The 12831-nt window shown below is 62.5% G+C and carries 12 protein-coding genes; 6 read left to right on the top strand and 6 right to left on the bottom strand.

The annotated features are described in order from the left end of the window. Positions 1–26 precede the first annotated feature (26 nt). Positions 27–1568: a murein biosynthesis integral membrane protein MurJ gene (murJ, locus tag GYB81_RS18260; protein WP_161865011.1), complete on the bottom strand. Its 1542-nt coding sequence runs from the start codon at positions 1566–1568 to the stop codon at positions 27–29. A 191-nt stretch (positions 1569–1759) separates the two neighbouring features. On the opposite strand from murJ, the gene rpsT reads away from it, so the two are divergent. After that, positions 1760–2038, top strand: a complete 279-nt coding sequence (rpsT, locus tag GYB81_RS18255; RefSeq protein WP_003243036.1) for a 30S ribosomal protein S20 — start codon at positions 1760–1762, stop codon at positions 2036–2038. A gap of 200 nt (positions 2039–2238) precedes the next feature. On the opposite strand, the gene GYB81_RS18250 is transcribed toward rpsT, so the two are convergent. Beyond that, complete coding sequence (locus tag GYB81_RS18250) at positions 2239–2526, bottom strand: PA4642 family protein (protein ID WP_024307054.1); 288 nt, start codon at positions 2524–2526, stop codon at positions 2239–2241. A 172-nt stretch (positions 2527–2698) separates the two neighbouring features. On the opposite strand from GYB81_RS18250, the gene dauA reads away from it, so the two are divergent. Continuing rightward, the gene (gene dauA, locus GYB81_RS18245) at positions 2699–4438 is read left to right on the top strand and encodes a C4-dicarboxylic acid transporter DauA (protein WP_161865010.1); all 1740 of its coding nucleotides are present in this window, start codon (positions 2699–2701) and stop codon (positions 4436–4438) included. Between the two features lie 98 nt (positions 4439–4536). Here the strand turns inward: dauA and GYB81_RS18240 are convergent, their stop codons facing one another. Beyond that, complete coding sequence (locus GYB81_RS18240; protein WP_161865009.1) at positions 4537–5094, bottom strand: hypoxanthine-guanine phosphoribosyltransferase; 558 nt, start codon at positions 5092–5094, stop codon at positions 4537–4539. Positions 5095–5333: 239 nt separating this feature from the next. On the opposite strand from GYB81_RS18240, the gene upp reads away from it, so the two are divergent. Further along, positions 5334–5972: a uracil phosphoribosyltransferase gene (gene upp, locus GYB81_RS18235; RefSeq protein ID WP_161865008.1), complete on the top strand. Its 639-nt coding sequence runs from the start codon at positions 5334–5336 to the stop codon at positions 5970–5972. Position 5973: 1 nt separating this feature from the next. Continuing rightward, positions 5974–7236, top strand: coding sequence for a uracil-xanthine permease family protein (locus GYB81_RS18230; protein WP_161865007.1), 1263 nt, complete (start codon positions 5974–5976; stop codon positions 7234–7236). A gap of 276 nt (positions 7237–7512) precedes the next feature. Here GYB81_RS18230 and GYB81_RS18225 read toward each other — a convergent pair whose 3' ends face one another. Together GYB81_RS18225 and GYB81_RS18220 are read right to left on the bottom strand one after the other, a co-directional pair. Then, positions 7513–8526 carry a DUF481 domain-containing protein gene (locus tag GYB81_RS18225; RefSeq protein WP_161865006.1) on the bottom strand — a complete coding sequence of 338 codons (1014 nt, stop codon included), beginning with the start codon at positions 8524–8526 and terminating at the stop codon, positions 7513–7515. Between the two features lie 149 nt (positions 8527–8675). After that, entirely contained in the window at positions 8676–9668 is a 993-nt protein-coding gene (locus GYB81_RS18220; RefSeq protein WP_161865005.1) for a DUF481 domain-containing protein, read from the bottom strand. 16 nt (positions 9669–9684) lie between these two features. On the opposite strand from GYB81_RS18220, the gene GYB81_RS18215 reads away from it, so the two are divergent. Beyond that, positions 9685–10059 (top strand): MGMT family protein, encoded by a 375-nt coding sequence (locus GYB81_RS18215; RefSeq protein WP_161865004.1) that lies wholly within the window; start codon positions 9685–9687, stop codon positions 10057–10059. Positions 10060–10098: 39 nt separating this feature from the next. Beyond that, a complete protein-coding gene (locus tag GYB81_RS18210) occupies positions 10099–11895 on the top strand; it encodes an AmpG family muropeptide MFS transporter (RefSeq protein WP_161865003.1) in 1797 nt (598 codons plus the stop codon). A 55-nt stretch (positions 11896–11950) separates the two neighbouring features. Here GYB81_RS18210 and GYB81_RS18205 read toward each other — a convergent pair whose 3' ends face one another. After that, on the bottom strand, positions 11951–12778 hold the full coding sequence (locus tag GYB81_RS18205) for a mechanosensitive ion channel family protein (protein ID WP_161865002.1): 828 nt from the start codon (positions 12776–12778) through the stop codon (positions 11951–11953). Positions 12779–12831: the final 53 nt, after the last annotated feature.

The raw sequence follows: 12831 nt of genomic DNA, 5'->3' as shown, positions 1-12831 counted from the left end.
AATAGGCATCGCGACGCCTGGAGCCGCTATAACGCCCGCCGGGCGAAATCGCGCGGGCGGAATCCCAATATCAGCAGCATACCGAAGTAGGCGACCAGCCCGGCTGCCACCAGAGCGCCAAGGCGCATCAGGCGCACGAGCATCTCCCCTTCCGCCCAGGCCGGCATGACCTGCAGCAGCCCCAGCAATACGGCAACCATCACTGCCACCGCGACCACCAGCTTGAACAGGAACACGCCCCACCCCGGCAGCGGCTGGAAGATATCGGCGCGGCGCAGCTGCCAGTACAGCAGGCCGGCATTGAGGCAGGCCGCGAGACTGATCGCCAGCGCCAGGCCAACGTGCGCCATCTCCAGACCGAAGACGAACAGTGCGTTCATCGCCTGGGTCGCCAGAAGGCTGATCACGGCAATGCGTACCGGCGTCTTGATGTTCTGCTGCGCGTAGAACCCCGGCGCGAGAATTTTCACCAGGATTAGCGCCAGCAGGCCGACCGCGTAGGCCATCAACGCCTGCTGGGTCATCAGCGAGTCGTTGGCGGTGAACTTGCCGTACTGGAACAGCGACACCACCAGTGGCTCGGCGAGAATCGCCAGCGCCAGGGTGCATGGCAGCACCAACAGGAAGCACAGGCGCAGCCCCCAGTCGAGCAGGCGCCGATACTCCTCGCGGTCCTTGCTCGCGTAGGTTTTCGATAGCGCCGGTAGCAGGATGGTACCCAACGCCACACCCAACACTCCCGAGGGCAGCTCCATCAGGCGGTCGGCGTAATACATCCAGGACACCGAGCCGGCCACCAGGAACGAGGCAAAAACGGTATTGATGATCAGCGAAATCTGGCTGACCGACACGCCGAAGATAGCCGGCCCCATCTGCTTGAGCACGCGCCAGACGCCCAGGTCGCCGAAACTCAGGCGCGGCAGCACCAGCATGCCGATCTTCTTCAGGTGCGGCAGTTGCCAGAGCAATTGCGCCAGCCCGCCAGCCAGTACCGCCCAGCCCAGCGCCATGATCGGCGGGTCGAAATAGGGCGTCAGGAACAGCGCGAAGACGATCATGCTGACGTTCAGCAGCGTCGGCACGAACGCCGGTACCGAGAAGCGGTTCCAGGTATTGAGGATGGCCCCGGCCAGCGACGACAGTGAGATCAGCAATATATAAGGGAAGGTCACCCGCAGCAGATCGACGGTCAGATCGAAGCGTTCGGCCTCATCGGCGAACCCCGGCGCGGTGGCCCAGACGATCCAGGGCGCGGCGAGCACACCGACGGCCGTGACCAGCGCCAGCACCAACGTCAGCAAACCGGACACGTAGGCGATGAAGGTACGCGTGGCCTCCTCGCCCTGCTGCATCTTGTACTCGGCCAGAATCGGCACGAAGGCCTGAGAGAAGGCGCCCTCGGCGAAGATGCGGCGCAGCAGATTGGGCAGCTTGAAGGCCACCACGAAGGCATCCGATGCCACCCCAGCCCCGAAGGTACGGGCGATGATGGTGTCGCGCACGAACCCCAACACGCGCGACACCATGGTCAGGGAGCTGACGGCAGCCAGGGATTTGAGCAGATTCATGGGGTGTTTCGGCTTCCATAAAGAGGTGCAGTAGCGGACAATCCGCCGCCCAACGAAGGCGACGAGTGTAGCGAGCCACCACTGGTCAGGCCAGCACAGGAAAGCGTCATCAGACTTGACAGCAGGCAGATGGATCGGCATGATTCGCGGCCTTATTTGTCGTAACCCCCCAGTTTTCGAGGAGCTTGACGGTGGCCAACTCACCTTCTGCCAAAAAACGCGCCAAACAGGCTGAGAAGCGCCGTAGCCATAACGCCAGCCTGCGCTCGATGGTTCGTACCTACATCAAGAACGTGGTCAAGGCTATTGCTGCCAAGGATCTCGAGCTTGCCAAGACCGCTTACACCGCAGCCGTTCCGGTCATCGACCGCATGGCTGACAAAGGCATCATCCACAAGAACAAAGCCGCTCGTCACAAGAGCCGCCTGAACGCGCACATCAAGGCGCTGGGCGAAGCTGCTGCCGCCTAACCGCGACATGTTCTTGAAAAACCGGCCCTAGAGGCCGGTTTTTTATTGCCCCACGTTCATGATCTTCAGGCCATAGAAATGGCCGGGAGCCATTTTTAACGGTGCGCAGTGACGACCCGCAGGGTGCCGCCAAGGATGGCAGGCCATAAAAAATGCCCGCCTCCTGAACGGAGCGCGGGCATTTTCGCCACCTGCGAGAGTCAGCCGCGGGCGGCCTTGATCACTTCGATATACGGTTCGGCATTGCGCTGATCCTGGATCAGTGCGACGAAATCATTGCCTTGCGCATCGGTTGCCGAGAGGTCGTAGCCTTCGGCGACGAAGAAGCCCACGAAACGCTCGAAATCATCGATACGCAGACCGCGGTAAGCCTTGATCAGCTTGTGCAGCGAAGGCGGCGTGGCGTCCGCCGGTTCCACCGCAAGGAACAGCTTGATCGAGTCATCGCTGATTTCTTCGCCAATCACCTGCTTCTTGTCTTTACGCATCGCCCGCTCCCGCCAGCATTACAGAGGGCCGGCAGTGTACCGCCGAGCCGCGCGCGGCTCAACGCGCAGCCCGCCACGCTAACACGCGAACAATCGACACGACAGCCGACCTAGGTCATGCCGCGCAGTGCAAACCGCACCCTATAATGCGCCAAGCCATTAGGGAGCCAGCATGTCACGTCCATCGTTACCGCTGTTCGCCGCCTGGCGCCAGACCTTACGTGCGGGCTACTCCTGGAAGGCCCTGCGCGGGGATCTGAGCGCCGGCCTGACGGTGGGCATCATCGCCATTCCACTGGCCATGGCACTGGCCATAGCGGTAGGTGTTGCGCCGCAGCATGGGCTCTACACCGTGCTCATCGCCGCACCGCTGATCGCACTGTGCGGCGGGTCGCGCTTCAACATCTCCGGCCCCACCGCCGCCTTCGTGGTGATCCTGCTGCCGATTACCCAGCAGTACGGACTCGGCGGCCTGCTGCTGTGCACCTTGATGGCCGGCGTCATCCTGATCTCTCTGGGCCTGCTGCGCGCCGGCCGCCTGATCGAGTTCGTGCCCTACCCGGTGACCCTGGGCTTTACCGCCGGTATCGGTATCGTCATCGCCATTCTGCAGATCAAGGACCTGTTCGGCCTGCATCTGGCGGCGGCACCGCACCACTTGCTGGAACAGGTGAATCTTCTGGTGCGTGCCCTGCCCGGCCTGCAGCCTGGCGACACGCTGGTTGGCCTCGCCTGCCTGACAACATTGCTGATCTGGCCGCGCCTGATGCCAAAGATCCCTGCGCATCTGGTAGCCCTGGCGGTCGGCGCACTGCTCGCGCTCGCTCTGGAACGCCTGGGGCTGCCGGTGGCGACACTTGGCGAACGCTTCAGCTATCAGCTCGACGGTATCGAGTATCCCGGCATACCGCCCTTCCTGCCCAGCCTTGCACTGCCCTGGAACCTACCTGGTGCAGACGGCCAGCCGCTGGTGTTGTCTTTCGAGCTGATTCGCCAACTGCTCGCGCCAGCCTTCGCCATCGCCATGCTCGGTGCCATCGAGTCACTGCTGTGCGCAGTGGTGGCCGACGGCATGACCGGTAGCAAGCATGACCCCAACGCCGAACTGATCGGCCAGGGCCTGGGCAATCTGGCCGCGCCCTTCTTCGGCGGCATCACCGCCACCGCGGCCATTGCCCGTACGGCCGCCAACGTGCGCGCTGGCGCCTTTTCGCCAGTGGCGGCACTGGTTCATGCCGGCGTGGTACTGGCCGCAATTCTGCTGCTCGCGCCGCTGTTCAGTTACCTGCCCATGGCCGCCCTGGCGGCGCTTTTATTGATGGTGGCGTGGAACATGAGCGAACCCCATCATGTTGCCCACACCCTGCGCATCGCACCACGCAGCGATGTGCTGGTGCTGCTCACCTGCCTGGTGCTGACGGTGCTGTTCGATATGGTGCTGGCCGTGGGCGTCGGCCTGCTGCTGGCAGCCGGCCTGTTCATCAAGCGCATGAGCGAGCTGACCGATACCACCGCACTGAATCGACCTCAGCGCGAGGCGCTGCAAGACCTGCCCGAGCATGTGCTGGCTTACGCCATTCGCGGCCCGCTGTTTTTCGGCGCAGCGGAGAAGGCGCTGAGCGTGCTGCGACGCTTCACTCCAGGCGTGCGAGTGGTGATCGTCGATATCAGCGCCGTGCCGCTGCTGGACATGACCGCCATCGCCGCGCTGGACAATGTACTGCGTGACTATCGCCAACAGGGCATCGCCCTGATTCTCAGCGGCCCCTCGGCGCAGGTGCGCCTGCAACTGCGCCGCGCCGGCATTCACCGACGCGCCGGGCAGCTGGCTTACGTCCATGATTTGCCGCAGGCGCGGGAGAAAGCCCTGCGCTGGCTGGATGGCACCACCAAAGCGATGCCTCTCGAGTAGGGTGGGCCACCGGGCAGCCGGCGCGCCCGGTGCTCGGCGCCCCTACCTCACAACCTGAGGTGCGCGAGCAGAGCTCGCTCCTACGAAGATTAGAAGGCTTACAGGCCCTTGACTGCAAAGATGCCGGCGGCGTTGCGCCAGTAGCCCTTATAGTCCATGCCGTAACCGAAGATATAACGGTCGATGCATTGCAGACCGACGTAATCGGCCTTCAGGTCTGGACGCGCCTTGCGGTCGTGCTCCTTGTCGATCAGCACCGCGGTGTGCACGGCGCGCGCGCCGGCATGGCGGCAGAAATCGATGATTGCGCCGAGGGTATGCCCCTCGTCGAGGATGTCGTCGATGATCAGCACGTCGCGGTCGATGAAGGAGACTTCCGGCTTGGCCTTCCAGAACAACTCGCCACCGCTGGTTTCGTTGCGATAACGGGTAGCGTGGAGATAGGACACTTCCAGCGGGAAATTCAGCTTGGTCAGCAGCTTGCCGGAGAAGATCAGGCCACCGTTCATCACGCAGAACACCACCGGGTTGCGCTCGGCCAGCTCGTCGTTGATTCGGCTGGCGACCCTGTCGATGGCCGCTTCCACTTCAGCTTCGGTGAACAGGCAATCGGCTTCCGCCATGACTTGGCGAATGTGCGCGAGATCGGCGGACATGATGGGATTCTCTCTAGATCGGCTGATGAATGGCGGCGAGCAGCCTGAAAGCTGATCGACTCGTCAAATAAAAGCGGGCAAAGGTACAGCGCCGCACAACACTTGCCAAGTATCGACTGACCAGCGTAGCCGATGCACGCCGCCGGGTACTGTGACTTATCAGTTACTCACCACTTGGCATGAGCAATGCTTTAATCTAACGCGATTTTTTCCCAGAGCCCCGTTGGAGATCCCAGCCCATGCCCACTCGCGAGATCCGCCACCCGCTGATCCGTCACAAGATCGGCCTGATGCGCCGCGCCGATATCAGCACCAAGAATTTCCGTGAGCTGGCCCAGGAAGTGGGCGCCCTGCTGACTTACGAGGCCACCAACGACCTGCCACTGGAGGCCTACGACATCGAGGGCTGGGCGGGCACCGTACAAGTCGAGAAGATCGCCGGCAAGAAGATCACCGTAGTCCCCATCCTGCGTGCCGGCATCGGCATGCTCGACGGCGTGCTCAGCCTGATCCCCGGTGCCAAGGTCAGCGCCGTGGGCGTGGCACGTAACGAGGAAACCCTCGAGGCACACACCTATCTGGAGAAGCTCGCGCCGGAGATCGACTCGCGCCTGGCGCTGATCATCGACCCGATGCTGGCCACCGGTGGCTCGATGGTCGCCACCATCGACCTGCTGAAGAAGGCCGGCTGCAAGGACATTCGCGCCATGGTACTGGTCGCTGCCCCCGAGGGCATCAAGGCGGTCGAGCAGGCTCACCCGGACGTGACCATCTTCACCGCGTCCATCGATCAGCGTCTGAACGAGCAGGGCTACATCATTCCAGGCCTGGGTGATGCCGGCGACAAGATTTTCGGCACCAAGCAGAAGGACGCCTGAGATGTCGCAGACGGAATTCACCGACCCGCTGTGGCGCCAGGGCATTTCCGGGGCACAGATGCTGTTCGTGGCTTTCGGCGCTCTGGTGCTGATGCCGCTGATCACCGGCATGGACCCCAACGTCGCACTGTTCACTGCCGGTATCGGTACCCTGCTGTTCCAGCTGGTGACCAAGCGCCAGGTGCCGGTCTTCCTGGCCTCCAGCTTCGCCTTCATCGCGCCGATCCTGGCAGCCAAAGGCGAATTCGGTCTGCCCGCGGTCATGGGCGGCGTGATCGCTGCCGGCCTGGTCTACATCCTGCTTTCGCTACTGGTCAAACTGCGCGGCCCCAACTTCATCGACCGCCTGCTGCCGCCGGTGGTGATCGCGCCGGTGATCATCTCCATCGGCCTGGCGCTGTCGCCGGTGGCGGTGAACATGGCCATGGGCAAGGCCGGTGATGGCAGCGTCGAGCTGGTGCCCTACAGCACCGCGATGATGATCTCGATGCCGGCGCTGGTCACCACCCTGCTGGTCGCCGTGCTGGGCCGCGGCATCTTCCGCCTGGTGCCGATCCTCGCGGGTATTGCGGTGGGCTGCGCCATTGCCGCCGTGCTCGGCGTGATCGACACCAGCGCCGTAAGCCAGGCCTCCTGGTTCGCCGTGCCCAACTTCATCGCACCGGAACTGCACTGGGGCGCCATCCTGTACATGGTACCCGTGGCACTGGCGCCAGCCATCGAGCACATCGGCGGCGTGGTCGCCATCGGCAACGTTACCGGCAAGAACTTCGTCAAGCAGCCAGGCCTGCATCGCACCCTGCTGGGCGACGGTCTGGCCACCTCGGCAGCCGGCCTGTTCGGCGGCCCGCCGAATACCACCTATGCCGAAGTCACCGGCGCGGTGATGCTGACCAAGAGCTACAACCCGAAGATCATGACCTGGGCTGCGGTATTCGCCATCGCCCTGGCTTTCATCGGCAAGTTCGGCGTGGCCTTGCAGAGCATCCCGGTTCCGGTGATGGGGGGTATTCTCTGCCTGCTGTTCGGTTCCATTGCCGTGGTCGGCCTCAACACCCTGATTCGTCACCAGGTCGATCTGTCCGAAGCGCGGAACCTGATCATCGTGTCGGTGACGCTGGTATTCGGCATCGGCGGCATGGTCATCGGCGGCAAGGAATTCGCCCTGTCGGGGATCTCCCTGTGCGCAATCAGCGCCCTGCTCCTCAATCTGGTGCTGCCGGGCGCTGCCGGTTGGCGCAAGCGGGACGTGGAAGACGCCTGATTCCGCTGCCGACAAAAAAGCCCGCGTTCATCGCGTAACGCTGTTCACATAAGAATTGGCCGGACACGATTAGTCCCCTCGCCCCTTTGGGGAGAGGGTTAGGGCGGGCCGCGTTCGGCGAGGGGAAAACTGGCAATTTTGCGGTGTTTTCAGCCCTCTCCCCCAGCCCCTCTCCCATAAATGGGAGAGGGGAGCCAAACGTGTACGACCTTAAGTGAACAGCATTACGCGTTCATCGCGGGCTTTTCGTTCGTACCTTCGCAGCGACGCTAGGACTTACCAGCCAACACCGAAGCCCAGGGTATAACGTGTTTCATCCAGATCGCCCTCGGCACCGCTGACCCTGTCCTTCTCGGCCTTCATGTTCAGCGAGGCCCAATCGGTCACCTTGTAACGCAGGCCGATCTCGGCATCCAGCGTGTAATCGGCAACGCCCTCCAGTGGCTTCCCTACCTCACCGACGCTGAACAGCTCGACGGTCTTGCCGACCAGATAGCGGTTGTAATCCCACTTCACGCTCATCGCATAGAAACGATCCTGCTCGCCGTTGCTGTAACGGTAATCGCTGCGGTTGGCCAGGGTGGCGATGGAGAATGCGCCCAGCTCATCGTCCCAGAACTGGTAACCGGGACCGGTACCGAGGGTGCGCTGACGCTCGACCTCCTCGATGCGGTCGCGCTTGTATTCGAAACGTCCCTGCCAGAACCACTTCTCGGTGAGGAAGCGGTCGAGCGCGTATTCGGCACTCCAGTTGTCGGTACTGACGACGTCGTCCTTCAACTCGCGGTTGTAGTCGGCAAGCGCGTTATGCCGCCAAAGACCGTGGCGAGCCTGGGTCTTGACGTCCACATCGTAGTCGTCGGAATCGCGCTCACCGCGCTTGTAATCAAGCCCCAGGTCGATATTGCCCTTCCAGGTGAAGTCCTCCACCAGCGGCTTGGGTTTCATGATCTGCTCGATCTGCGCTAACTCGACGGTCTTGGGTGAATCGCCATTGGCCAGTGTCACCTTGCCAGGCTCGGCGGCCAGCAACGATTTGGCGCGCTCGCCATCGACCGGGCCGAGCTTGACCAGCAGCTCATGGTCGCTCTCGAGAGTGGCGATCTTCTTCCAGCTCAGCGGAATGGAACCGCCATAATCGGTTTCCAGCAGCAGCTTGCTGCCATCGAAGAAGCGGATGGTACCGGTGAGACGATCACCGTTGGTCAACCAGACGGTGTCGGCTAGGGTGGCGGAGCTGAGCAAGGTTAGGCTCAGACCAAGCAGGGATAAGGATTTTGCACGCGACATGGCAGGTCTATACGGCTCTGATGGGCGAAAAACCGGGCATTATGCGCAAGCCCGACGCTAGAGCAAGAGCTGACCGGCCGCGCGCAGCGGAGTTCAGCGTTTTCCGCCGAGCGGCACTGTGTGACGCGGCGGGAAGAGTGGTTAACGGCTCACCAACCGACGCCGACACCGATCAGATAGTGCCGATCGGAAACGGTCTGCCCCTGCCCACGCAACTGGTCCAGTTCATACAGAAGAGAAAGGCGCGCCCACTGATTGAGGCGATAGCGCAAGCCGAATTCACTATCGAGTACGTAGTCGATCTCATCGATGTGTGGAACCTGCAATTCGGCATTGGCGTAGAACTCCAGCCGCGTGCCCCATAACAGACGTTTGTAATCCAGTTCCAACGACGTGGTGTTGAAGGCCAGGTCGGCGACATCCGACTCCAGGCGTACGCGGTTGGACTGAGCAATCAGGTCGAAGCGCCCGAGTTCATCGTTCCAGAAGCGATAGCCGGGGCCGGTGCCAACGATGCGCTGACGGTCGACCGCCTCGAACTCATCCTCGGCCTGCTCCACCCCGACTCGCCAGAACCAGTGCTCGGAGAGAAAGCGATCGAGGTCGTATTCCAGCTCCCAGTTGTCCTCGACCTTTCTCTCGTTCTTGGTTTCACGCTCCAGTTCGCCACTGAGCACATGACGCCAGCGCCCATGTTCGACACGGGTGTCACCCTTGAACTTCCATTCGTCGACATCGTTCTGGTTGCGCTTCATATCCAGCTTGGCGTCGAGATTACCCTCCCAGAGGCGATCTTCCAGCACTGCCCGCGGCGGAACCAGGCGCTTGATCTGCGCCAGCGGCAGGCTGTACTCGCGCTCCCCCTGCACTCTCACCATACCTGCACCGGCTGCGACCAACCTTTCGCTGCGTTCGTTGTCGAAACCGCTGCGCCGCACCAGCAGGGGCTTGTCCGAACTGAGGGTATCGATATCCTTCCAGTCGATCAGCACCTGGCCGGCGTATTGGGTCTTCAGCGCCAGCTTGCCGCCATCGAGCAGGATGATTTCACCGCTAAGGCGATCACCGTTGTTCAGCCAGACGGTATCGGCCCAGAGCGGGGCTGCCAGGGAAAAGAGAAACAAGGCGATCAGTATGCGCATGATGAGGGCAAACCCTATGGGCAAGACGAAACCGCCAGAGTCTGCATGGCCGGCATCGCCACCGGCAAGCGCAGAGGCGCGCCGCGAAGCGCTGTATCTGGTATTGGCGCAGGTGCCGCAAGGCAAGGTCGTCAGCTATGGCGAGCTGGCCCAACTGGCCGGCCTCGGTCGCGCCGCACGCTGGGTCGGCCGCACACTGAGCCAGTTGCCAGACGGCACCACCTTGCCCTGGCATCGCGTGATCGCCGCCGGCGGGCGCCTGAGCCTGGCCGCCGGGAGCCCCTCTGGTAATGAACAACGGGCGCGCTTGCGCGCAGAAGGCATCAGCATCCTGAACGAACGTGTGGATATGCGTCGTCACGGCTGGCGCCCGATGGAGCACAGCAGTTAGAGTGCGCGCTACGAACCACCCTGCCCAGATTCGAGCCTGATGCCACGCAAATCCTGGCGAGAAGCCCTCGCCACCTACGCCAACCCCGCCACACTGGCTCTGCTGCTTCTGGGTTTCGCCGCCGGCCTGCCCTACATGCTGGTGTTCTCGACCCTTTCGGTATGGCTGCGCGAAGCCGGTGTGGCGCGCGAAACCATCGGTTTCGCCAGCCTCATCGGCCTGGCCTACGCCTTCAAGTGGGTATGGGCGCCGATGCTCGACCAGTGGCGTTTGCCGCTTCTGGGCAAGCTCGGCCGGCGCCGCTCCTGGTTGGTGCTGTCGCAAGGTCTGGTGGCCATCGGCCTGATCGGCATGGCCAATTACGATCCGCAAACCCATCTGTCCTCGCTGATCGCGCTCGCCGTACTGGTGGCGTTCGCCTCGGCCACCCAGGACATCGCCGTCGACGCCTACCGCCTAGAAATTCTCGGCGACGAGCATCAGGCCGCGCTGGCCGCCGCCTACATGACCGGCTACCGCGTCGCCGCGCTGCTGGCCACAGCTGGTGCGCTGTACTTCGCCGAAGGCTTCGGCTCGACCGCCAAGGACTACCAGTTCAGCGCCTGGACCGGCACCTATCTGGTCTTCGCCCTGCTCATGTTGCCGGGGCTGCTCACCTCCCTGTGGATGCGTGAACCACCGGCACCGCCACACATTCACGTCGCGCCCCCAAAACATGGTTTCTTCCACCAGCTGCTGGCGATCGCTGCAGTGATCGTGCTGGTGATTTCCGTGCCGACCATGTTCATCCAGTTCTACCAAAGCGACCTGACGGCCATGCTGCTCGGCGATGTCAGCATGCAGGAGCTGCTCTATCACGACCGCGCCTTCCTGCGCGCCATGCTCTACAGCACCCTGGCCTGCGTGTGCGCCTCTGGGCTGTTCTGGGGCGGGCTGGCGCCGGTGCTGAAAACCGCCGCGGCGAAGTACGGCTTCTTCCACCAGCTGCTTTCCGTACTGCTGCTGATCATCCTGCTGATCTCCATTCCGGCCATGGTCACCCAGTTCTATGAAAGTGACCTGATGCTGCTGTTCCAGGGCCAGACGACCCTGCAGGACCTGCTGTACTACGACCGTGCCTTCCTGCGCGCGCTGCTCTATACCCTGCTCACCAGCCTGTCGATATCCAGCCTGTTCTGGGGCGGCATGGCCCCGGTGCTGACGCCGATCAACGACTTCATCGTGCGTTATCGCTGGCAGGCGCTGCTCTTGCTGAGTCTGATCGCCACCTATCGCCTGTCCGACACGGTGATGGGCGTGATGGCCAATGTGTTCTACATCGATCAGGGCTTCACCAAGGAGCAGATCGCCAGTGTCAGCAAAGTGTTCGGCCTGGTGATGACCTTGCTCGGCGCAGGTGTCGGCGGCCTGTTGATCGTGCGCTTCGGCATCATGCCGATCCTGCTGATCGGCGCCGCGGCATCGGCAGCGACCAACCTGTTGTTCATGATTCTGGTGGGCATGGGGCCGCATCTGAACATGCTGATCGTCACCATCAGTTGCGACAATTTCAGCGCCGGCCTGGCCACGTCGGCGTTCGTCGCCTACCTGTCGAGTCTGACCAACCTGAAGTTCTCCGCCACCCAGTACGCCCTGCTCAGCTCCATCATGCTGTTGCTGCCGCGTCTGATCGGCGGCTATTCCGGGGTGATGGTGGAGCACCTCGGCTACGCCCACTTCTTCCTCGCAACGGCGCTGATGGGCATCCCGACCCTGCTGCTCATCATCATTCAGTGGCGGCGTGACAAGCGCCAGCCCATCGCAGAAGCGGCGCCGCCTGGCGTGGAAAAAGCCTGACCGCCAGACAGAAAAAAGCCCCGGTTCGACCGGGGCTTTCTCGTTACAGCGGCTCTCAGTCGGCCTTGGCCAGATGCACCACCCGCTGCGGGAACGGGATGCCGATGCCGGCTTCGGTCAGACGCTCCTTGGCCAGCTCGGTGAAGGCGAAGGTCACCGGCCAGAAGTCGCCAGTCGCCACCCAGACACGCAACGACAAGTTAACTGCGCTGTCGCCCAGGCCGGTGACGAACACCACCGGCTCCGGCTCGACATGGACACGCGGGTCCTTGGCGATCTCCAGCAGCACTTCACGCGCACGCTTGATGTCGCTGGAATAATCGATGCCGATGTTGATGTCGGCACGCCGGCGCGACTCACGCGAGAAATTGGTGATATGCCCGTTGGACAGGCTGCCGTTGGGCACGATCACCACTTTGTTGTCCGCCGTCTTCAGCGTGGTGTGGAAAATCTGGATGTTGTCGACGCTGCCGGATACGCCCTGTGCTTCGATCCAGTCGCCGGCACGAAACGGCCGGAACAGCATGATCAGCACCCCGCCGGCGAAATTGGCCAGGCTGCCCTGCAGTGCCAGGCCGATGGCCAGGCCAGCGGCACCGATCATGGCGATGAAGGAGGTGGTTTCCACACCGATCATCGATGCCACGCTGATCAGCAGCAGAATGCGCAACACGATGCTGACCAGGCTGCCGATGAAACTGCTTAGCGCGCGGTCCACCTTGCGCGCCTCGAGCACACGCCCGATGCTCGACGTAAGCTTGCTGATCAACCACCAGCCAATCAGCAGGGTGATTACTGCCAGGGTCAGCTTGCCGCTGTACTCCAGTACCACAGGCAGCCAGGCCTCGGACAGCTTGACCAGTTCGTCGACGTTCATCTCCATAGGGTGCTCCCGTTTTCCCGTACATGAAACGAAACCGCCATGGCATGCCATGG

Source organism: Pseudomonas yangonensis, assembly GCF_009932725.1.
GTDB classification, from domain to species: Bacteria; Pseudomonadota; Gammaproteobacteria; order Pseudomonadales; family Pseudomonadaceae; genus Aquipseudomonas; species Aquipseudomonas yangonensis.
This window is presented reverse-complemented; position numbering and strand designations above follow the sequence as displayed.